The following is a 20,564-nucleotide window of genomic DNA, read 5'->3' on the forward strand; positions in this document are numbered from 1 at the left end:
GCTATTTACTCAAATTAATTCATAGTTAAACTGGTCATATCATACTCTGGTTGAAGAATTATTCCACTAGCCCGCCTTATCCATTCCTTGCTATACTTATAATCGTTTTGTATTCAAAAGAGTTAGAAAATTATGATTATCGTAACTGGTGGTGCTGGCATGATTGGCAGCAATATTGTTAAGTCGCTTAATGAAGCGGGCCACAACGATATCCTAGTCGTCGACAACTTAAAAGATGGTAAGAAATTTAAGAACCTTGTAGACCTTGACATCACGGATTACATGGATCGTGATGACTTTCTAACTCAGGTTATGGCTGGTGATGATTTCGGCCCTATTGAAGCTGTTTTCCATGAAGGTGCGTGCTCTGCTACCACTGAGTGGGATGGCAAATACATGATGCTCAACAACTATGAATATTCAAAAGAACTACTTCATTACTGTGTTGAGCGTGAAATCCCCTTCCTATATGCCTCTTCAGCTGCAACTTATGGTGAGACAGAAACTTTTATCGAAGAAAAAGAGTATGAAGGCGCATTAAATGTCTACGGTTACTCTAAACAACAATTTGATAACTATGTTCGCCGCCTAACTGCGGATGCTGTAGCGCATAATGAGACGTTACCTCAAATTACTGGTTTCCGTTACTTCAATGTTTACGGTCCACGTGAAGATCACAAAGGCAGCATGGCCTCTGTTGCTTTCCACCTAAACAATCAAATGAATGCCGGTGAGAATCCGAAACTGTTCGCAGGTAGCGAAACATTCCAGCGTGATTTTGTGTATGTCGGCGATGTTGCAGCAGTAAACCTATGGTTCTTAGAAAATGGTGTCTCAGGTATTTTCAACCTAGGTACTGGTAACGCAGAGTCTTTTGAAGAAGTCGCAAAAGCCGTAATCAAGCACCATGGCAAAGGCGAAATCGAAACCATACCTTTCCCTGAGCATTTGAAAGGTGCTTACCAAGAATTCACTCAAGCTGACTTAACTAAGCTTCGCAATACAGGTTGCGATATCGAGTTTAGGACAGTAGCCGATGGCGTCGCTGAGTACATGAAACTCGTCAACGCATAGCTGTAAGCTTTATATTTCAAATTAAGACTAATAATGCACCCTACTTTTTGAGGTGCACTATTGGACAACCTAGCAAGCATAATCATTCCTCGAGTGACCGATATAAAGTTAACTCTCTGATTTAAATAATGTAGTGAACGAATGACCACACAACGTAATGATTTTGATCTAAAAGCTTACAATCCTGAGTTTGAATGGGGATTTCTAGCACCTAAATACTGGGGCACTTGGATTGCTGTTCTGTTATCGTCTTTAGTCTGCTTCTTACCTAATAGCATTCGTTTAGCTCTCGCTAAGTTTATGGCTAAGCAAGCTGTAAAAATCAAGAATAAGGCTAACCGCCGAGCACGTGTGAATCTTGAGATGTGTTTCCCTGAGCAATCTATCGAAGAGCGCGAAGAAACTCTCTATCAGTCATACGTTACTTCCATCTCATTTTTGATGGGATTTGCTTCACTGACACTCAAGAGTAAAACTTGGCTAGAGAATAACACTTCGATAAACGGCCTGAGCAACCTAACCGATATTATAGACAGTGGCGAGAATGTGATCTTGCTGGTGCCACACACATGGGCTATCGATATCCCAGCGGTATTATTAGCTTCACGCAATTTACCTGTATCTGCGATGGCGAAAGCACAAAAAAACAAACTCAGTGACTGGCTAATGCACCGACAGCGCGTGCAATACGGCGGTCGTGTTTATGATCGCAGTGGTGGTATCAAACCTTTTATCAAATCCGTGAGAGATGGATATCTGGGTTATTACCTTCCGGATGAAGATCTTGGTCGCGAGCATAGTGTCTTCGTAGACTTCTTCGCGACTCAAAAAGCAACAATCTCAGGCTTAGGTCGCCTATCAAAACTAAGCAAAGCTAAAATCGTTCCTTTATTTTCTCAATACGATAGCAATACTGGCCAATACACCCTAGACTTCTACCCTGCTCTTCCATTTCCAACTGGGAGTGAAGAACAGGACGCTCGCATGATGAATCAATGCATTGAAGACTATGTGAGTAAAAATCCTGAACAATATATGTGGATCTTAAGACTGCTTAAGACTCGTCCGGATAGCAATGTAAATCCTTATAAGATCTAAAATGACCAACCATACTTCAGATAACCTGTTCACATTCTTTATTTACCTGCCAATTTTTAGTATATTTACCATTGGCTTATTTTATTTTGGATGGGATAAATCTGTAATTTCTTTGTTCCTAACGTCGATCATTCTTTGTATATTTAAGTATAAAACTATTTCGATAAAAGAAAACATCAAAGATCCATACATAATCACTCTAATACTATCAGCATTATATGGATCTATATTATACAAAACTATTGGTTATGGTTCTGGTGAGATAAGAACTCTAATTGCCTGTTGCCTTTTTTTCCTTTTTTTTCCAAAGAAAAAAATGACAATGTCTTCACTACCAACATTGTTAATTATAGCTTCGTTTACTTCTTTTTTATTCGCAATTTATTCAAAGTATTATTTAAATATCGACAGAGCAACATGGCCATTTAATCCAATAACTTATGCGATGTCACTATGTTTATTCGCTGTGTGTAGCTTATACTACTACCTTCAATACAAACGTAGCATGCTTTTGCTTTCATATTTTTTGTTTTTTATAACTATTTTTCTCACAGAGTCTAGAGGACCAATCCTTTCACTTTTAGCAACATCTTTGCTATTGGTCGCTCTCACGATTTTGACTCGAAACAACATCAGAAAAGTGTTGCTATTAATAATAACTTTCATGTTATCCGTTACAGCTCTCACTCATAAGCCATTGATGAATCGTATAGAGTCAACTCAGAATGAAATAACCACAATCAGCAATGGTGACTATAACACTTCAATTGGCCTTCGCTTGCAAATGTGGCTATCAGCACCATATATTATAGCAGAAAAGCCTTTTTTTGGTGTTGGTGATCAATTTAAGAATAAATTGTCCGAGCTAAGTGAAAAAGAACCTTTTTTCAAAACTATCGCTAATTTTTCACCTAGTCACTTTCATAACCAATACATAGATAAACTTGTTAGAAGCGGAATGATCGGCTTATTTCTTTGCCTTACCATAATGTATTACCCTTTATATCAATGTTGGAAAAGGGATACTTTGATTAGTAAAGAAAGTCGTATAATAATAACTAGCTTGGCAACAAGTGTGACTGTTTGCTCTTTGACAGAAGTTCCTATGAATCAAAGTTTTTTCTTATTTCCATTCTTGATCCTAAATTACTTTCTATTACATGTGCCATGTAAGATACCCACAAAATAAATAAAAATTTGTATTATTGCGAACTCCTCCCGAAGTCACAGGTTTAATTTTTTACATAAGTTGTGGTACTGTTGAGCTACAAACTTAGGGTGAAATATTTCATTTTCCTTGGAAAGAAATCTTTCTGGAGAGACTAATAACTCATCAATTTTTTTAGCAAACAAAGTTTCGTCATTAAGCGGAACCAAACTATATTCATTATTAATTACGACGCTTCTAATGGCTCGACTACAATCTGTAGACAATACAGGGACTCCGAGACTTATCGCTTCTAAAAGAACCATCGATAGTCCTTCAAAATCAGAAGTAAGTAAAAGGCCTTTTGATTTTTTAATGTATTGATAAGGGTTGCTTTTAAAACCAACAAAAACAACTCTATCTTTTAGCCCTCTTTTTTCTACATCAGCCTTTATCATCGACTGTAATTTACCATCACCAATCAACAATAACTTAACTTTAGTGTTTTTTATCTTGCTGAATATATCGATTAACCGATCGTGCCTTTTCTCTCGATTAAATCGTCCAACATGAACAATATAATCACCTATACTATCCGTACTATCCGTACTATCCGTACTATCAATCTCCACATTAACTGGGTTATGTATTACATAACTTGCTTTACAGATATTAAATGACAACTCGAAGCTACCCTTTGCATGTTCAGAAACAAAAACTAAAGGGTGGTTCTTATACCAGCTATTCACCTTCCTTTTAATTAGTATTTTCTTAATATTAGAAACCCGATTAAGGAATACATCATTATATGGGCTATGGATAACATGAAAAACATTAAGCTTACTTTTAGACATTATTTTATCAGCAAGTAACATATTAGATAATACTAATGCATCTGCATCAATGTTATCTTTCACAAAGCGATCAACAGCCCGAGCTACATTTTTTTTATACCAAAGACGACGTAAACCTTTCTTTGATACATTACAAAAATCACTAACGAAGTGCACACGGTATCCGTCAATATCATGTTCAACCGACTTTTCAATTGAAACAATATGACATTCGTAATCTTGGTATTTTTCCATGGCTTTATAGAGATTTAGAACAAACTTCTCAGCACCACCACCTCTTAGAGCTGATATTACAAAAACCATTTTTTTAATCAAAACATTGCCTCTAATCGTTTATCTACATCCATGAGGTTCTTTCTCCATTGACCATAAATTTCAGCTTGTTGTTCCGCTTCGTCGTCCTTAATTAGGGTAACTCTCTGGCAATGCCCTTCAAAGCCCATACCTGCGCTAGAGTATATTGACAGCACTATTGGAGATTCAGACGAAGAGAACACAAGCAACTCTAATGGTGTTTTGCTTTCAATAAAATGTGCATCAGGAAATGCTTCCATGTATTTTATTTCATTTTCACGCGGGTGAACCTTAAAAGCGTATGAATGATTTTTTAATTTAAGATAATCTACCATCTTTTGATAAACAGCAATATCGCTCTTGGACTCATTCATGTTAGCCATAGATATAGGCTGTGTGGCTATTATTACTTCAGGAGTAAAAACCTCTGATTTATCCACTTTAAATAATGGATAAATGAACAAATTTACATTGATAGGGCTAATGAATTTTATCAGCTTAACTTTTGATGAAAGCTGATTATCGGCTAACTTAGGTGTCAATAAATGAATGGCATTGCAACGTTCATCATCACCAATAAAGCGACGGCCTTTCTTATTTAAGACGTACCGCTCTATAAAGCTTAACTCTGACCCGGTATAGTTTGACAGTCCGTCTTCGATGACTTCATACTCTGCAAAAGCTAGGCGCATGAGCCTAGCTAATCTATTACGGTCATTAAACAAATATAAGCTAGCGCCCTCTAAATCATGTTTAGAATTCAACAAGTCACATTCATTAAGCTTCTTTAATGTTCTCTTTCGGAAAAAATTACTCGATATATTTGCAGTAGCGAACAACTTATGAACGAAACCTAGTCTCCCGCTGTATACGCTGTCCAAAATTTGTTTTCGCCCCACAAATTTCACTGAAATAGTGCTTGGTAAAACAGACAGATCGAAACGATTCGGATCAAGATTTTGTTGGTCAGTGATCACGATAATTCGACTCTGTTGCCCTTCATCGTTTAAAGATTTAAGTAAGGCAAACAAAAAGTGTCGTAGTGTGGAGCAAAGGTAAATGTTCATTTATTTTTTAGTTTCTTGAAGCTTAGCCTCTTGCTCTAAGTACCACAGGCCTGCATATTTATTAAATGAGGATTGAGCAAAGTTCATCGCCATCAATAGACCACGACTGCCGTCTAGAAACCCCAAACGGATAATATAAATTAAGAAAAATGTCCAAACTGAACGAAGGATTGCAAACGGAATCCCCAAACTCGGTTTACCTTTGTTGTAGTACTTCTTCGTGGTTTCCCAACCATAAACACGACTCTTCTCCATAAGATGATCAAAGCCGCGTAGTGAGTTATGCATCAAAAAACCTTTCTTTAAAGTAGAAACTTTTCCTTCAGTTTCTACATTAGCATGCACAACCACTTTAGTGATCGAAGCTCCATCACACTTAAAAAGACGTTTGGGGGCTCTAGATGAACGACCAAAGCGCATTTGTTTACCTAGAATTAGATTGCCCCAAGGGAGTTTAAAAGCAACTTCTTCTAGTTTGGGATCACTTAATTGATGCGTTATCTCTGATTTCATCTCTTCATCTAAGTACTCATCAGCATCGATTATTAAAGCCCAATCACACGTAGCCTGCTCAAAAGCCCTAGCTTTTTGGTAACCATCTCCCGGCCAATCTTCTGTAATCCAGATTTTATCCGTGTATTCTCGTGCTATTTCAACTGTTTTGTCCGTACTACCAGAATCATAAACAATTATTTCATCAGCAAAACCTTTTAGCGATTCGAAACAAGGTCGAATACGGTCTTCTTCGTTCTTGCAGATAATTAACGCTGATAATGTTCTCATTGAATCAATATACCTTTTTCATTGAGCTAGTTTGAATGACCTAGTAGACGTTCAAAATACTTTAAGTGTTCTGCAACTGTCACTTTAGAACTAAAATGACGCGCTAGCCTCTCTTTAGCAGCAATACCCATTTCAATGCTTTGCTGTTTATCTTGTGCGATATGATTAATTGCTTCGCCTAATGCCTGAGCGTCAGCGGTAGGTACAACAAAACCTGTCTGACCATCTTCTACAAGTTCTGGTGCTCCTCCAGTAGTGGTCACTACTGACGCCGTACCATTTGCCATCGCTTCAATTATAGTACGCGGTAAACCTTCACCACTCACAGATGGCTGCACTTGAATATCTGACATTGCCATCAATGATGGGATGTCTTTACGATGGCCAATATAATGAATTCTATCTGAGATCGGGCTATTTTTCATCTCATCAAAGTAAGGCTCATAGCCACTGCCTGCAAGCACCAAATGAAAATTGGGGGTTGTAATATACTTAGTCGCCTCGAGGAGGGTAGAAATACCCTTACTAGGGCGAACATGCGCAGCACAAAAGGCAACAACATCTGTCTGACTCAATTCAAGCGACTCCCTAGACGTTGGTTCGACTTGATACCACTCTAATTGATGTCCTTTATAAATAGTCACAACATTATCTTTGTTTTTCCAAACTCGCTTGATGACATCCTGTCGAACTGCCTCCGACACACAGACTACGCCATCTACGCGAGGATGCAGTTGCGTCAGATAAGCACTTGGATCGTGTCTATACAAACCACCAGTTGTTCCTCGGTACGCAATCAGCTTCACCTTGAGACCAATGCATGCAAATGCGGCATTAGGTATAGTCTTTGAGTTAAAGGCGTAACATATGTCATATGCCCCACTCTTTAGTTCGCTTCTAATTCTCTTAATCGTATCAAAGCAAATTTTTCTTGTAGGGTAACAGTCGATAACCTTGATGCCAGTTTTTCGAAGCCTGTCGACATACTCAGACTCACCTTGGGTCATCACCGTCACGGAGTGACCTTGATTTGCAAGTTCTACAAATATCTCCGCTTCAGGGCGAATACTATTCCAAGCATGTAGATACGATGCGCAAACTAATATTTTCATTATTCAGCCCTAGAATTTCCAATAGTTTAATGATTTACGGATTTTAAAGTTACGAATCCAATTTTTTGGCTTGTTATCTTGCCAGCCGCTTTCTAGCACATCAGTAATAGCACTCAGAACTCTCGCTGAGGATTGCCCATCTAAATATGGCGTTATTGACGGGCCGTAATGAGCGATAGCGTTCTCTCTTTCTTCATCAGGTCGCATCGCTTGCTTAATTGCTGACTCTAATTGCTGGGCTTGAGTAATGTTAATAAAGCTTGCTTGAGGGTCTCGATTATTTACCGTGACAACAGGCTTATTGAGCAACAAGAATTCCTGAAATATCGATGAGTTGTCACACACCATAACATCAGCACGATGTTGCATTTCAATCACTCGGTCATTATCGAAGAAGAGAAGGTTACCCCCTTCCAGTGCTTGATATTTCCTTCTCGTCTCTTGATTCATTTTAGGATGAAGAGTCACTAACCATTGCCACTGACTCAGTTGACTGAGGCGCTTAAGCTCTTCATAAACCAACTCTGCACACGATAAGCTTGGCGAAAAAGTGGAAGCGAACAGAATTTGAGGTCTCTCATGACGATTCTCACTAGCTTGATAATTAAATAAGCTATCGAGCTTCAGCCACCCGGTCTCTTTAACTTGGAAATAGCCTCGCTGCTTAGCTAGCGGCTCAAGCGAGCTTGTTCTTTCATGGCCTTCGGTGCAATACAAATCAAATAGACCACGCTCAGGGTATAAGTTCCCACGTTTGCTTTCGTTCAAACCATGAAATACTTGTACCTTCAACCCTGGAATAAACGCTGGAACACGATCACCGGGCACTAGAACAGCAGAAGGATTAAAGGCAATCGCTTCTGTCAAAGAGACGCTCTGCTCTTGATCCAGTAAAAGATGTTCAGAAGCGTCTTCACCAACAAGCAACCACTTAACCTCATGGCCGAGTTGCTTCGCGTAATCATAGAATGGGCGAAGAATAGCAAATGAATAATTTTGCTCGACGTAGAGCAAGAAACGATAGGTTTGATCGGTTTGCATAAGCGATGAGATAAAATTCACCATGTCCGTTTGAAAGCGCAACTAAGCATTTAATTATAACGCTCTTTACTTTCGAGATTGAAGAAAATACTCTTCTGAATATTGATTTTACCTTCTGGTGTCACTGTTCTTATGCTTATACGACTTATCTATACTCTCATATTGTTATTAGCTTCTCCGCTACTGCTGTATGGGCTTTATAAGAGCAAACCTGGAAAGCCAAGTTTTGGTCAGCGTTGGAAAGAACATTTCGGGATCACACCGCAAACTCAAGGTAAGAATCCTATCTGGATTCACGCAGTATCGGTTGGTGAATCGATTGCCGCCGTACCGATCATCAAGCAACTGAAGCGACGAAGTCCAAACCAAGCCATTGTTGTCACCACAACAACCAGCACGGGAGCAGAGCAGATAAAAAAACTCGGTGATTTAGTCGAGCATCGCTACATGCCGATTGATTTTTCTTGGTGTGTTAGGGGTTTCTTGAAGACTGTTCAACCTAAACAGATGCTAATCATGGAAACCGAATTATGGCCAAACACACTACACTGCGTCGCGAAAGCTGGAATCCCCATTTCAGTACTCAACGCTCGCCTATCTGAACGCTCGTGCCAGCGTTATGCTAAATTCCAAGCCGTTTTTGATCTCTTAGCCAAAAACCTCTCTCAAGTACTTTGCCAATACCCAAGTGATGCTGAGCGTTTTATACGATTAGGGTTAGGTAAAGCATCTGTGCATGTGACTGGGTCGATCAAGTTTGATATTGAAGTCTCAGCTGAACAAGTATCAAAAGGCAAAGCGTTACGTGAACAAATTGGCTTTGAACGCTGTGTATGGATAGCGGCCAGCACTCATCAAGGCGAAGATGAAATTATCTTAGACGCTCATAAACAGCTCCTTAAAGACAATCCTAATACCTTGCTGATGATTGTGCCTCGTCATCCAGAGCGATTTAATCAAGTGACGGAACTGGCTAAACAACACCAATTCAACACCATCACTCGAACGAGTCAGCAACCAATCACCTCTGATGTTGAAGTGTATATTGCGGATACGATGGGAGAAATGTTGGTATTACTCGGCGGATCTGATGTGTGCTTTATGGGAGGAAGCCTTGTGGGTGATAAGGTGGGTGGCCATAATCTATTAGAACCAGCAGCCCTACAACTGCCTTTATTGAATGGTCCTAGCTACTTTAACTTCAGCGAGATCACAGACAAACTACTAGAAGCTCAAGCCGTCACTATTTGTCAAAACAGTAATGACATTGCAGGCCAGCTAAGAGAGCTATTCACACAACCTAAACTACGTAAAACTAAAGGCTTAGCGGCTTATCAAGTGGTTGAGCAGAACCGAGGGGCGTTGGATAAAACCTTGGCATACATTCTTAATTAATGGCCATTCTTAGCTAATGGCTATTAACTATTTGCCATTCTTAACTAGTCACCACTCTAAACTAACAGCGATTAACCTTGGTAGCCTTGCAATAACAGTTCCCAATCCGACTCTTGCCATTGAATCTGGCGCTTGTTCACTTCTTTTAAGAACGAGCGCTTTAAGCGATTCAAGTTGCCTTCTTTCCAGTCATCACCCGCTTGATGACCGCACTTATCAAAATCAATGATCCACACCCTTTGCGAGTCATCAAGCAAGATATTATGGATGTTGAGATCGGTATGATTAACCCCAGCATCGTGCATCTTGCGTACCTCTTGGCCAATTCGACGATAAACATCCGCATCTATCGGGCCATTGACCAAGACATCAACCAGATCTTTGGCATTGGGAATTCGTTCAGACATTAAGTCCGCTCGATAAAGTAGTCCGCTTTTAATGGCTCTAGCAGCAATGGGCTTCGGTACATTCACACCTGCGTTTGCCAATGCCTTGAGAACATTAAGCTCCATCGCACAGCGCGTGCTTTCCCAATCAGAGAAACGATATTGGTCTTCGACTAGCTTCCCAAACAATCCGCCACGTCGATAATGGCGCAGTGCAGCCTGTATTCCATCAAGCTGAATGAACCATGTGGTACCGCGTCCTTGAGCTCTGCCTGAAATGGCGTCTTGTTGCTGCCAATATTCAGCCTCAAAGATCTGAGCGATATCGCCCTCTGATACCTGAGCCAGAAGTTCAGGGTCGTACCAAATTGTTTGGTTCTTGGTGCTAATCGTTTCCATCTATGAGGCCTTTGGGTCGCTTTTCGTCATTGCTATTTTACAACTAATGCGAGTATCTGCATAATTCTGATGTTATTCACTTTTTTCGGGCACTTTATGTCACTGTTCTCAACTGCACCTCAATCTCTTTGCATACTTCGCCTCTCCGCGATTGGCGATGTTTGTCATGCTATTTCTGTGGTTCAAGCCATCCAGAAGCAGTGGCCTGAAACGAAAATCACTTGGATAACGGGCAAAATAGAAGCCATGCTGATCGGCGATCTACCCGGTATTGAGGTGATTGTTTTCGATAAGAAACAAGGCTTCAAAGGAATGCGTGAATTATGGTGTCAGCTATCTGATCGTAAATTTGATGCACTTCTGCATATGCAAGCCGCACTCAGAGCCAGCGTGCTATCTTGGGGGATCAAGGCGAAGTGCAAAGTGGGATTTGGCAAAAACCGTACTCGTGAAATGCAGTCACTCTTTACCAACCGCCACCTGCCTATCTCGGATAAGTTTCATGTATTGGATAACTTTGCCGAATTTGCTCGCTACATTGGTGTCCCCTTCGATAAGCCTCAATGGGGTATCCCTTTAACACCTGAAGATGAACAGCTAGCAATTAGCACCATGGCAGACAAGCCGACCTTGGTTATCTCCCCAGCTGCAAGCAAAGATTCACGCAATTGGTTAACTGAGCGATATGCAGCTATTGCTGATTATGCTGTCGAACAAGGTATGCAAGTGGTGCTTTGTGGTTCTCCGGCACCAAGAGAAGTTAACCTGGGTAACGACATCGAAAAATTATGCCAATCGCCAATCACTAACTTAATTGGCAAAACAAACTTGAAGCAACTGACTGCCGTACTCAAACATGCAACGGTGGTATTGGCACCTGATACTGGCCCTGCCCACTTGGCAACCACGCAGTCAACGCCTGTAATCGGCTTGTACGCACACAGCGATCCTCGTAGAACAGGACCTTACAACGATCTCGATATCGTAGTGAGTGTTTATCAACAACATGTAGAAGCACAACAAGGTAAACCAATCGCAGACCTTCCATGGGGAACCCGTGCTAAAGGCGATGACCTGATGAAAGACATCACACTCGATATGGTAAAGCAACAACTCGATAAGGCCTTAAACTCTAGTAAAGCACCGAATTCGAACACTACATTAAGCAAGGACAGCTAAAATGAGCACACACGTTATTTACCCAGGGACTTTTGATCCTGTGACCAATGGCCACCTTGATATCATTGTTCGTGCCGCTAGCATGTTTGACCATATCACTGTTGGAGTAGCAGCGAGTCCAAGTAAAAAGACTATGTTTGAGTTAGATGAACGAGTTGAACTACTGCGCGATGCCGTGGCTCACCTACCGAACGTATCTGTAGCGGGGTTTTCCGGGTTACTGGTCGACTTCGTTAAACAGCAGCAAGCAAACGTGTTGGTGCGAGGTTTGAGAACAACAATGGATTTCGAGTACGAGTTTGGTCTCACTAGCATGTACAGGAAGCTACTGCCGGGGCTTGAAAGTGTATTTTTAACGCCTTCAGAGGAGTATGCATTCCTCTCTTCGACAATAGTTAGAGAAGTGGCCATTCATGGTGGAGATATTCGTCAGTTTGTACCACAAAAAGTGGCAGCCGAAATAAAGCTCAAAACAGCTAAATAGTCCTCATAAACAAAAGAAAAATAGCGCTTATTGAGCGCTATTTTTGATGAAACCGTGACTTTTTTAAAGCGAGTGATAGGCCTTATACCAATCCGCGAAAGCTTTTGCTCCCTCTTGGATCTTCACTTGAGGCTTGTAGCCAACGGCTTCAAACAGATCTTCCGTATCAGCGTAAGTCGCGTACACATCACCCGGTTGCATTGGCATGAAGTTCTTTTTCGCTTCAATACCTAGAGCACTTTCTAATGCTTCGATGTAGTCCATTAGTTTAACTGGGCTGCCATGGCCGATGTTAAACACGCGATACGGAGCAGAACTGGTCGCTGGCGAGCCTTGCTCCACAGTCCAATCTGGCTGCTTAGCCGGAATACGATCTTGAACACGAACAATGCCTTCAACAATATCATCGATATAAGTGAAGTCACGCATCATGTCGCCATTGTTATAGATGTCGATTTGTTTGCCCGCTACGATTAGATTCGCAAACTTGAACATCGCCATATCAGGGCGACTCCAAGGGCCGTAAACCGTAAAGAAGCGAAGGCCTGTCGTTGGTACGTCATATAAATGAGAATAGGTATGTGCCATCAACTCATTCGACTTCTTAGTCGCGGCGTACAGTGAGATAGGGTGATCAACACTGTCTGCTGTATGGAATGGCATTTTTTGGTTCAGGCCATAAACAGAGCTCGATGAAGCGTAAACGAGGTGTTCAACTTTGTTATGACGACAACCTTCTAGAATAGCCAAGTGACCAACAAGGTTGCTGTCAGCATACGCCATTGGGTTATCAATTGAGTAACGAACGCCTGCTTGCGCCGCCAGATGAATAACACGATCAAATTTTTTCTCAGCGAAAAGCTCAGCGATCCCTTCTCTATCGGCAAGGTCAAGCTCGATAAAAGTGAGGTTTTCATGTTCGATACGCTTAAGGCGGTCATGTTTCAAAGAGACTTCATAGTAGTCATTTAAGTTATCGATACCAATAACCTCATGTCCTGCTGCACATAATCTCTCTGAAACTGCAGAGCCAATAAAACCGGCAACACCAGTTACTAAATATTTCATTCCATTCTTCTCTATTCATGTCATTTACGCAATTGTAGCTACTAGACCACATATCTACTAGCTTAAAAAAGTGAACATAGGTTCAATTTTTCTATACCTGACATTGAGAGCAAAAAAACGTATTCCTCTGCCCTATTTTTAACTCTTGGATTAGAGCTTCACAATTAGGGCATTTTTGACCGGCTTTACCATAGACTTGCAGTTCTTGAGCGAAATATCCCGGCTTACCATCTGCTTGAGCGAAATCTTTTAGCGTGGTGCCGCCTTGTTTTATAGCAGTGGCAAGCACCTCTTTAATCTCTTGAGTTAACAAGCTCCACTCAGCTTGAGTTATCTTGCTTGCTGGGCGAAGTGGATGAATTCGTGAAGAAAATAATGCTTCGTTGGCGTAGATGTTTCCCACGCCCACTACGACTTTATTGTCCATGATGAACTGTTTGACGGCCACTTTTCGCTTTGCAGCTTTTTCAGCGATGTAGTCTGCGGTGAAGTCATCAGTTAGCGGCTCAGGACCAGAGCCGAGCAATACAGGATGAGTTTCGTCAGGAGCAGACCACAGCCATGCACCGAAGCGGCGAGGATCGTTATAACGCAATACTTTGCCATTCGTGAGCTTAAGATCTACGTGATCGTGCTTAGCCGCAGGAAAATCAGCATCTAATATACGCAATGAACCAGACATACCAAGGTGAACAATGGCAGTGCCCGTATCGGTTTCGATCAATAAGTACTTAGCTCTGCGTGAAATAGAACGAATCACCTGTCCTTCTAATCGCTTAAGCTCTTGTGGGATATCCCAACGCAGCTTAGGTGTGCGAAATGTCAGAGTTTTAATCATCTCACCAACTAAATGAGGTGAGATCCCCATGCGGCTTACTTCAACTTCGGGCAATTCAGGCATAGTTAGTCGTCCAATTTAGGTGGTTTGTCTAATATAGATAGCTTGTCTGCTTTAAAGAGATGGTCTGATTTAAATGAATCTTCTGAGCCAAAGCTTGGAAACAAGTAGCTCTCTTCAATAGACACCGCTAACCACTGATCATTCCAGTTTTTTAGCAACCAAAACTCAGGCAGTTGATAATAGGTAATACGCTGTGGCTCTTCTTGATCTTGATACCACACCTCGATGGTGTGCGGGGTATTCAGTTGTGGTGATAGGTCGGTATAGGTCTGTGAGTCGATTTCAGTGCCCACAAGTTCCTGCCATCGCTGTGACAACTCTTGTGCACTGGTAGTTTGAGGAAGTGTTGTGTCTTTAAATTGATAAACCCAATGACTGTCTTCTAGCACAACTGACCAATCAGCAAAGTGCAAAGCTTGAAGCTCGGCTGTTGGGTTTAAAAGGTAAGGATAAGGGCTGATTACCTGAAGTTCAGATTCAGGCTCAGGTTCGATAAGGTACGTTTTGATCAAGGTTGGAAGATTTAACACCCCAATAAAAGCAATCACGCTTAACATGAGTATGTTGTTCCATCGACGTCCACGATATCTCATCTGATTCTGCTCATCTAACCTATTGAGTGTTCAGTATATCGTGAAAAAGGCGATACTTTCTATGCTGAGCTATTTTCTATCAACCACGTCCGCCTACAAGTGCAACATCTGTACGGTAGGCACAAAATCAAGCCAATAATACTTACCCTTTTCAAAAACACTGAGTCTTTTCGAAAAAGCTTAAGCTTCTCAAAAAAACTCAGGTTTCTCCAAATACTGGGGGTTCCTAAATTTAGGGCATAAAAAAACCCAGCTATAAGCTGGGTTTTTAATTTATTCTTCTATAAAAGAAGAGACAAAGGGGCTATCAATTACTTGATTTTAGCTTCTTTGTACATAACGTGCTGGCGAACTACTGGATCAAACTTTTTGATCTCAAATTTGCCTGGCATGTTACGCTTGTTCTTGTCAGTTGTGTAGAAGTGACCAGTTCCAGCAGAAGATACTAGACGGATTTTCTCACGAATGCCTTTAGCCATTGCTTAATTCCTCTTAAACGTTTTCGCCACGTGCACGGATATCAACAAGAACAGCATCAATGCCTTTCTTATCAATAATACGCATGCCTTTAGCAGTTAGACGTAGTTTAACAAAACGTTTTTCGCTCTCTACCCAGAAACGGTGAGTTTGTAGGTTCGGCAGAAAACGACGCTTGGTAGCATTGCGTGCGTGTGAACGGTTATTACCCGTTACTGGACGCTTACCAGTTACTTGACATACTCGGGACATGAATGTCTCTCCAAATCGTTTCAGCTCGATATCAACCTTGGTGGCCGAACCTCTCTATCAATTCTGAAAATAGAGGTAAAAACCATAATGGAAAATCCATTCAAGGCTATCAAAGGTCGCGTATTATACTAACTTGACATGCATTGCTCAAGACCCGAACAGATCCTTTTTAAGGATTTCGTGATCTTTTTTTGAACAGGGCAGCTATTTGAGTAATCAGAGCTGATTTAAGGTTCTAAAATGTGGGCGGAATGATAGCAGATTTAACGCAACTAACAACCTAAAATGTGATTCAAATCCATCCACGCTCTGCAAAAGAGATAACTTCGCCATCTCCAACGACAAAATGGTCAAGAATTCGGATGTCTACCAGCGCCAATGCGTCGGTTAATCTACGTGTAATTCGCCTATCTGCTTGGCTTGGCTCTGCGACACCAGAAGGATGGTTATGCGCTAGGATTAAAGCGGCTGCATTATGATCGAGTGCCCGTTTCACTACTTCTCTAGGGTATACCGATGCGGCATCGATGGTTCCTTCAAACATCACTTCATCCTTTATTACCCTATTTTGATTATCAAGGAACAATATATAGAAGGCTTCTCTCTGGCGGTCGCGCAACATGCTCGAAAGATACAACTTGGTATGGCTTGGGCTAGTGAGTGCATCACCTCGAGATAAAGTTTCGGCCAAATAACGTTGCGTCATCTCTAAAACGGCCTGCAACTGGACATATTTCGCCTGCCCCATTCCTTTATGAGTACAGAACTCGGCCTCGGTTGCTGAAAACAGACTACGCAGCGAACCAAAATCTTTGATCAACTTGTCAGATAGCTCTAAAACGTTCATTCCTTGTGTTCCGGTTCGAAGAAATATCGCGAGCAGCTCTGCATCACTCAGGGAATCAGGCCCTCGACTCAGTAGTTTTTCTCTCGGCATCGATTCAGCAGGCATTTTACTTATAGGCATATAAAAGCTAATCAGTTAGTCATAAACACGACCCATTAGATTAATAAGCTTATCGCGAGAGATCCTTTAATAAAGAGACAAGGGAACGAGTCACTAGAAAAACCATGTAATTGATAAGTTTGATAGCGCCAACTTGATGAGAGTCAAATCTGTTCCAATTCTGCTTCTAGGCACTAATCCTTTGTTCTGATATCGTAAGTCCCAGAGAAATTAAGGAACAGAATCATGCAAACATTGGTTAATCAACTGAGCAGCGCTGACCAACAAGGCCTAGCAGGGAAAAAAATCCTACTCGGTATTAGTGGCGGTATCGCAGCTTATAAATGTGCCGAACTGACTCGCCGCTTAATTGAACGTGGAGCGCAGGTACAAGTCGTGATGACAAACGCGGCCAAGGAGTTCATCACTCCTCTCACCATGCAAGCGGTCTCTGGAAGGCCAGTGTCTGATAGTTTGCTTGATCCTGCGGCTGAGGCTTCGATGGGGCACATCGAGCTAGCAAAATGGGCTGACTTGGTACTGTTAGCACCAGCAACCGCTGACCTTATTGCTCGCATGACGGCGGGTATGGGCAACGACCTACTGACCACTCTGGTTTTAGCAACCGATGCGCCAGTTGCGGTATCTCCGGCAATGAACCAACAGATGTACAGCCACCCAGCGACTCAAGAGAACATCGCGACGCTAAAACGTCGTGGCTGTGAAATCTGGGGCCCTGCTGCAGGCGAACAAGCGTGTGGCGATGTCGGCATGGGGCGCATGCTAGAGCCAATGCAGCTCGTGCACCGTTGCGAAGACTTCTTCCAACCTAAGCCTCTTGCTGGCCGTTCTGTGTTGATTACTGCTGGTCCAACTCGCGAAGCTATCGATCCTGTGCGTTACATTACTAACCACAGTTCGGGCAAGATGGGCTATGCACTGGCTGAAGCGGCCGCTAAACAAGGCGCAACAGTGACTCTAATCACCGGTCCAGTATCACTAGCAACGCCAAATAAGGTTAATCGTATTGATGTCGACAGCGCTCAGCAGATGTTTGATGCTGTGAGTACCAATGCTGCTCAACACGATATATTCATTAGCTGCGCTGCAGTAGCCGACTATCGTCCACAGTCCATTGCAGACCAAAAGCTTAAAAAGGTCGATGGTAAAGACGACATGACCATTCAAATGGTTAAGAACCCAGACATTGTCGCTTCTGTTGCCTCAATGACAGAAGGCCGTCCATTTACTGTCGGCTTCGCTGCAGAAACTCAAGACGTTGAGAAGTACGCGCGCGGCAAACTGGAAAGAAAGAACCTCGATATGATTTGTGCTAACGATGTCTCTGTCGAAGGCCAAGGCTTCAATAGCAGCAGTAATGAATTGCACCTTTATTGGAAAGACGGTGATAAATCTCTGCCACTGGATAGTAAAGACACACTTGGTTTCCAGATCCTCGATCAGATCCAACAGCTTATTGGTGCATAAACGCACAAATTTGCTCTGACAATCTGCTGACACCTCTCGATTCTGTTGACCTAGGGCTCACAAAACTAGGAAACAGAATTGAATGGTGTTTATAATCCTGCTTCACTCAATCCTCATCTTTAGGAAAGGAAGTAAATAGATGGCTGGTACTCGAAAATCAAACCGTCGTGAAGAAATCCTACAAGCTCTCGCACAAATGTTGGAATCGACCGAAGGTGCTTCTCGTATCACAACGGTAAAGTTGGCCAAGCAAGTCGGCGTATCTGAAGCTGCGCTCTACCGCCACTTCCCAAGCAAAGCTCGCATGTTTGAAGGCCTAATAGAGTTCATTGAAGAAGCGTTGATGTCTCGAATCAACCGTATTCTCGATGAAGAAAAAGACACTCTTGAGCGTATCCGCCTCGTGATGCAACTTATCTTAGTCTTTTCTGAGCGCAACCCTGGTTTGACTCGTATTTTGTCGGGCCATGCCCTAATGTTTGAGAATGAGCGCCTGCGTGAACGCATCAATCAGCTTTTTGAGCGTATTGAGACTCAACTTCGCCAGATCTTACGTGAAAGGAAGCTTCGTGAAGGGAAATCGTTCCCTGTTGATGAGAAGATCTTAGCGGCTCAACTGCTCGGTCAGGTTGAAGGCAGTCTGAATCGATTTGTACGTTCTGACTTCAAATATCAACCAACCGAAAATTTTGATGCTTACTGGGCTCTGTTAAGCGCTCAAATTAAGTAGCAATCAAATTAAGTAGCAATCAAATCTTAAGTGATGGTTATGACGACGAAAACTTCTCCGACAAACAGCACTGCACAACACGTTATTACTAAGCCACCTTTTACTCTGGCACTGCTCCACCCTAAATATTGGGGAGTGTGGTTCGGTTTTGGGCTATTGGCGCTTATCGTTAATGTTCTCCCTTACCGTATATTATTACTGCTAGGTCGTTCATTGGGTTCTCTTGGGGCTCGCTATGGTAAAAAGCGCGTAGCGGTCGCAACACGTAACTTGGAACTCGCCTTCCCAGATAAGCCAGCAGACGAAGTCGCTGCCATGGTCAGTGAGAATTTTAAGAATACTGGTATGGCGCTGATCGAAACCGGCATTACTTGGTTTTGGCCGACGTGGCGCTTCAAAAGAATCCTAGTAGATAAAGACACCCAAACACTACGAACTCACAAAGCCAACGGTAAAGGTGTTTTGTTGTGCTGTGTGCATGCATTGAACCTAGAGATCACTGCGCGAGCAATGGCCGTTCTTGGTATTTCTGGTTTAGGTGTTTATCGCCCGCACAACAACCCAGCTTACGAATTCATTCAATACCGTGGTCGTACTCAGAACGGCAACCGCCTTATCCATCGTAAAGACGTTAAGCGTATGATTCGAATCCTGCGTCAGGGTGAGATCCTTTTCTATCTGCCGGATCATGACTACGGCCGTAACAAGTCTGTGTTTGTGCCTTTCTTCGCAGTAGAAGATGCATGTACCACAACAGGCACCAGTATTCTGGCTTACACTAGCCGATGCGCTCTTGTTCCGGGTTCAGGGTTTAGAAATGCCGATGGTAAGTATGAAATCATGGCGGATGAGTCAATAGAAGATGACTATCCACGCAAAGATGAAAAAGCCGCAGCCGCTTATCTAAACCGCTATCTTGAGAAAATTATCTTACGAGCACCAGAACAATGGATGTGGCTACACAAGCGCTTCAAAACCATGGAAGACCCAGAAATGGAACGCGGCATTCGTTATAAATAGATAAGAAAGCAGCTCATCTCAATAGAAAAGTAAAAGGCCCGAAAGAGTTATCTCTCGGGCCTTTTTGCTTTTTCGATTCTTAACCTAGAGCGCTAAACCATCAGGTTCAACTTCTTCAGCTTACGAATTAGATACCGTATTGAGCGCGGTACGCTTTTACAGATTCAAGATGTGCTGCGTCGGTGCCTTTCTCTTCAAGGAAGGTCACCAAATCAGTCAGGCTAACGATTGAGATAATCGCACAACCGAAGTCACGCTCTACTTCTTGAATCGCAGACAATTCGCCTTTGCCTTTCTCTTGACGGTCAATCGCAACAAGCACGCCCGCTAAGTCAGCGCCGTTTGCTTGGATGATTTCCATCGACTCACGGATCGCAGTACCAGCAGTGATCACGTCATCCACTAACATGATACGACCTTCAAGTTCGCTACCCACTAGGTTGCCACCTTCACCGTGGTTCTTCGCTTCTTTACGGTTGAAGCAGTAAGGCGTGTCCACATCATGGTGATCAGCGAGTGCAACCGCTGTTGTCGTTGCAATTGGGATACCTTTGTACGCAGGGCCAAATAGTACGTCGAACTCAATACCTGAATCTGCCAATGCTGCTGCGTAGAAGCGACCTAAGCGTGCTAGGTCACGACCTGTATTAAACAATCCAGCATTGAAGAAGTAAGGGCTCTTACGGCCAGACTTTAAAGTAAACTCACCAAACTTAAGTACTTCTTTCTCTAGTGCAAATTCAATAAATTCACGTTGATATGCTTTCATGTTTTTC

The 20,564-nt window shown here is 42.3% G+C and carries 22 protein-coding genes; 9 read left to right on the forward strand and 13 right to left on the reverse strand.

The window, feature by feature from the left end; translation table 11 throughout:
- The first annotated feature begins 132 nt into the window (after positions 1 to 132).
- The 3 genes from rfaD to AC3CHU_RS15165 all read left to right on the forward strand — a co-directional run bounded on the left by rfaD (position 133) and on the right by AC3CHU_RS15165 (position 3,361).
- A complete protein-coding gene (gene rfaD / locus AC3CHU_RS15155; RefSeq protein WP_488524849.1) occupies positions 133 to 1,074 on the forward strand; it encodes an ADP-glyceromanno-heptose 6-epimerase in 942 nt (313 codons plus the stop codon).
- Between the two features lie 141 nt (positions 1,075 to 1,215).
- Positions 1,216 to 2,172, forward strand: a complete 957-nt coding sequence (lpxM, locus tag AC3CHU_RS15160) for a lauroyl-Kdo(2)-lipid IV(A) myristoyltransferase (RefSeq protein ID WP_488524850.1) — start codon at positions 1,216 to 1,218, stop codon at positions 2,170 to 2,172.
- Position 2,173: 1 nt separating this feature from the next.
- The gene (locus AC3CHU_RS15165; protein ID WP_488524851.1) at positions 2,174 to 3,361 is read left to right on the forward strand and encodes an O-antigen ligase family protein; all 1,188 of its coding nucleotides are present in this window, start codon (positions 2,174 to 2,176) and stop codon (positions 3,359 to 3,361) included.
- A 35-nt stretch (positions 3,362 to 3,396) separates the two neighbouring features.
- Here AC3CHU_RS15165 and AC3CHU_RS15170 read toward each other — a convergent pair whose 3' ends face one another.
- Genes AC3CHU_RS15170 through AC3CHU_RS15190 form a run of 5 tightly spaced genes read right to left on the reverse strand, consistent with a single transcriptional unit; the run spans position 3,397 to position 8,470 of the window.
- Positions 3,397 to 4,488: a glycosyltransferase gene (locus AC3CHU_RS15170; RefSeq protein WP_488524852.1), complete on the reverse strand. Its 1,092-nt coding sequence runs from the start codon at positions 4,486 to 4,488 to the stop codon at positions 3,397 to 3,399.
- Positions 4,485 to 5,498, reverse strand: coding sequence for a glycosyltransferase family 52 (locus tag AC3CHU_RS15175; RefSeq protein WP_488524853.1), 1,014 nt, complete (start codon positions 5,496 to 5,498; stop codon positions 4,485 to 4,487). Before AC3CHU_RS15175 ends, AC3CHU_RS15170 begins: the two co-directional genes overlap by 4 nt.
- A gap of 36 nt (positions 5,499 to 5,534) precedes the next feature.
- Entirely contained in the window at positions 5,535 to 6,317 is a 783-nt protein-coding gene (locus AC3CHU_RS15180) for a glycosyltransferase family 2 protein (protein WP_488524854.1), read from the reverse strand.
- A gap of 26 nt (positions 6,318 to 6,343) precedes the next feature.
- A complete protein-coding gene (locus AC3CHU_RS15185) occupies positions 6,344 to 7,429 on the reverse strand; it encodes a glycosyltransferase family 4 protein (RefSeq protein ID WP_488524855.1) in 1,086 nt (361 codons plus the stop codon).
- A 9-nt stretch (positions 7,430 to 7,438) separates the two neighbouring features.
- Positions 7,439 to 8,470 (reverse strand): CDP-glycerol glycerophosphotransferase family protein, encoded by a 1,032-nt coding sequence (locus AC3CHU_RS15190; protein WP_488525502.1) that lies wholly within the window; start codon positions 8,468 to 8,470, stop codon positions 7,439 to 7,441.
- A 132-nt stretch (positions 8,471 to 8,602) separates the two neighbouring features.
- Here AC3CHU_RS15190 and waaA point away from each other — a divergent pair, with 132 nt between their 5' ends.
- Positions 8,603 to 9,865: a lipid IV(A) 3-deoxy-D-manno-octulosonic acid transferase gene (waaA, locus tag AC3CHU_RS15195; protein WP_488524856.1), complete on the forward strand. Its 1,263-nt coding sequence runs from the start codon at positions 8,603 to 8,605 to the stop codon at positions 9,863 to 9,865.
- A 71-nt stretch (positions 9,866 to 9,936) separates the two neighbouring features.
- Here waaA and AC3CHU_RS15200 read toward each other — a convergent pair whose 3' ends face one another.
- The gene (locus AC3CHU_RS15200; protein WP_488524857.1) at positions 9,937 to 10,650 is read right to left on the reverse strand and encodes a 3-deoxy-D-manno-octulosonic acid kinase; all 714 of its coding nucleotides are present in this window, start codon (positions 10,648 to 10,650) and stop codon (positions 9,937 to 9,939) included.
- A 96-nt stretch (positions 10,651 to 10,746) separates the two neighbouring features.
- On the opposite strand from AC3CHU_RS15200, the gene AC3CHU_RS15205 reads away from it, so the two are divergent.
- Both AC3CHU_RS15205 and coaD read left to right on the forward strand, forming a co-directional pair.
- Complete coding sequence (locus AC3CHU_RS15205; protein WP_488524858.1) at positions 10,747 to 11,829, forward strand: glycosyltransferase family 9 protein; 1,083 nt, start codon at positions 10,747 to 10,749, stop codon at positions 11,827 to 11,829.
- 1 nt (position 11,830) lies between these two features.
- Positions 11,831 to 12,313: a pantetheine-phosphate adenylyltransferase gene (gene coaD, locus AC3CHU_RS15210; RefSeq protein WP_017074414.1), complete on the forward strand. Its 483-nt coding sequence runs from the start codon at positions 11,831 to 11,833 to the stop codon at positions 12,311 to 12,313.
- A 63-nt stretch (positions 12,314 to 12,376) separates the two neighbouring features.
- Here coaD and AC3CHU_RS15215 read toward each other — a convergent pair whose 3' ends face one another.
- The 6 genes from AC3CHU_RS15215 to radC all read right to left on the reverse strand — a co-directional run bounded on the left by AC3CHU_RS15215 (position 12,377) and on the right by radC (position 16,571).
- The gene (locus AC3CHU_RS15215) at positions 12,377 to 13,381 is read right to left on the reverse strand and encodes an NAD-dependent epimerase (protein ID WP_488524859.1); all 1,005 of its coding nucleotides are present in this window, start codon (positions 13,379 to 13,381) and stop codon (positions 12,377 to 12,379) included.
- Between the two features lie 91 nt (positions 13,382 to 13,472).
- Positions 13,473 to 14,282 carry a bifunctional DNA-formamidopyrimidine glycosylase/DNA-(apurinic or apyrimidinic site) lyase gene (mutM, locus tag AC3CHU_RS15220; protein WP_488524860.1) on the reverse strand — a complete coding sequence of 270 codons (810 nt, stop codon included), beginning with the start codon at positions 14,280 to 14,282 and terminating at the stop codon, positions 13,473 to 13,475.
- A gap of 2 nt (positions 14,283 to 14,284) precedes the next feature.
- On the reverse strand, positions 14,285 to 14,875 hold the full coding sequence (locus tag AC3CHU_RS15225) for a hypothetical protein (RefSeq protein WP_488524861.1): 591 nt from the start codon (positions 14,873 to 14,875) through the stop codon (positions 14,285 to 14,287).
- 311 nt (positions 14,876 to 15,186) lie between these two features.
- Positions 15,187 to 15,354, reverse strand: a complete 168-nt coding sequence (gene rpmG / locus AC3CHU_RS15230; RefSeq protein ID WP_002535344.1) for a 50S ribosomal protein L33 — start codon at positions 15,352 to 15,354, stop codon at positions 15,187 to 15,189.
- Between the two features lie 13 nt (positions 15,355 to 15,367).
- Positions 15,368 to 15,604, reverse strand: a complete 237-nt coding sequence (rpmB, locus tag AC3CHU_RS15235) for a 50S ribosomal protein L28 (protein WP_004728407.1) — start codon at positions 15,602 to 15,604, stop codon at positions 15,368 to 15,370.
- Between the two features lie 292 nt (positions 15,605 to 15,896).
- Positions 15,897 to 16,571 carry a RadC family protein gene (gene radC, locus AC3CHU_RS15240; protein ID WP_488524862.1) on the reverse strand — a complete coding sequence of 225 codons (675 nt, stop codon included), beginning with the start codon at positions 16,569 to 16,571 and terminating at the stop codon, positions 15,897 to 15,899.
- 225 nt (positions 16,572 to 16,796) lie between these two features.
- Between radC and coaBC the strand changes: the two genes are divergently transcribed.
- The 3 genes from coaBC to lpxL all read left to right on the forward strand — a co-directional run bounded on the left by coaBC (position 16,797) and on the right by lpxL (position 19,788).
- Positions 16,797 to 18,038, forward strand: coding sequence for a bifunctional phosphopantothenoylcysteine decarboxylase/phosphopantothenate--cysteine ligase CoaBC (coaBC, locus tag AC3CHU_RS15245; RefSeq protein ID WP_488524863.1), 1,242 nt, complete (start codon positions 16,797 to 16,799; stop codon positions 18,036 to 18,038).
- 139 nt (positions 18,039 to 18,177) lie between these two features.
- Positions 18,178 to 18,768 (forward strand): nucleoid occlusion factor SlmA, encoded by a 591-nt coding sequence (slmA, locus tag AC3CHU_RS15250; protein ID WP_016768952.1) that lies wholly within the window; start codon positions 18,178 to 18,180, stop codon positions 18,766 to 18,768.
- Between the two features lie 39 nt (positions 18,769 to 18,807).
- Positions 18,808 to 19,788 carry an LpxL/LpxP family Kdo(2)-lipid IV(A) lauroyl/palmitoleoyl acyltransferase gene (gene lpxL / locus AC3CHU_RS15255; RefSeq protein WP_146454097.1) on the forward strand — a complete coding sequence of 327 codons (981 nt, stop codon included), beginning with the start codon at positions 18,808 to 18,810 and terminating at the stop codon, positions 19,786 to 19,788.
- A 127-nt stretch (positions 19,789 to 19,915) separates the two neighbouring features.
- On the opposite strand, the gene pyrE is transcribed toward lpxL, so the two are convergent.
- A complete protein-coding gene (pyrE, locus tag AC3CHU_RS15260; protein WP_004735727.1) occupies positions 19,916 to 20,557 on the reverse strand; it encodes an orotate phosphoribosyltransferase in 642 nt (213 codons plus the stop codon).
- Positions 20,558 to 20,564: the final 7 nt, after the last annotated feature.

This window comes from Vibrio sp. QJM3NY_39, assembly GCF_057785895.1.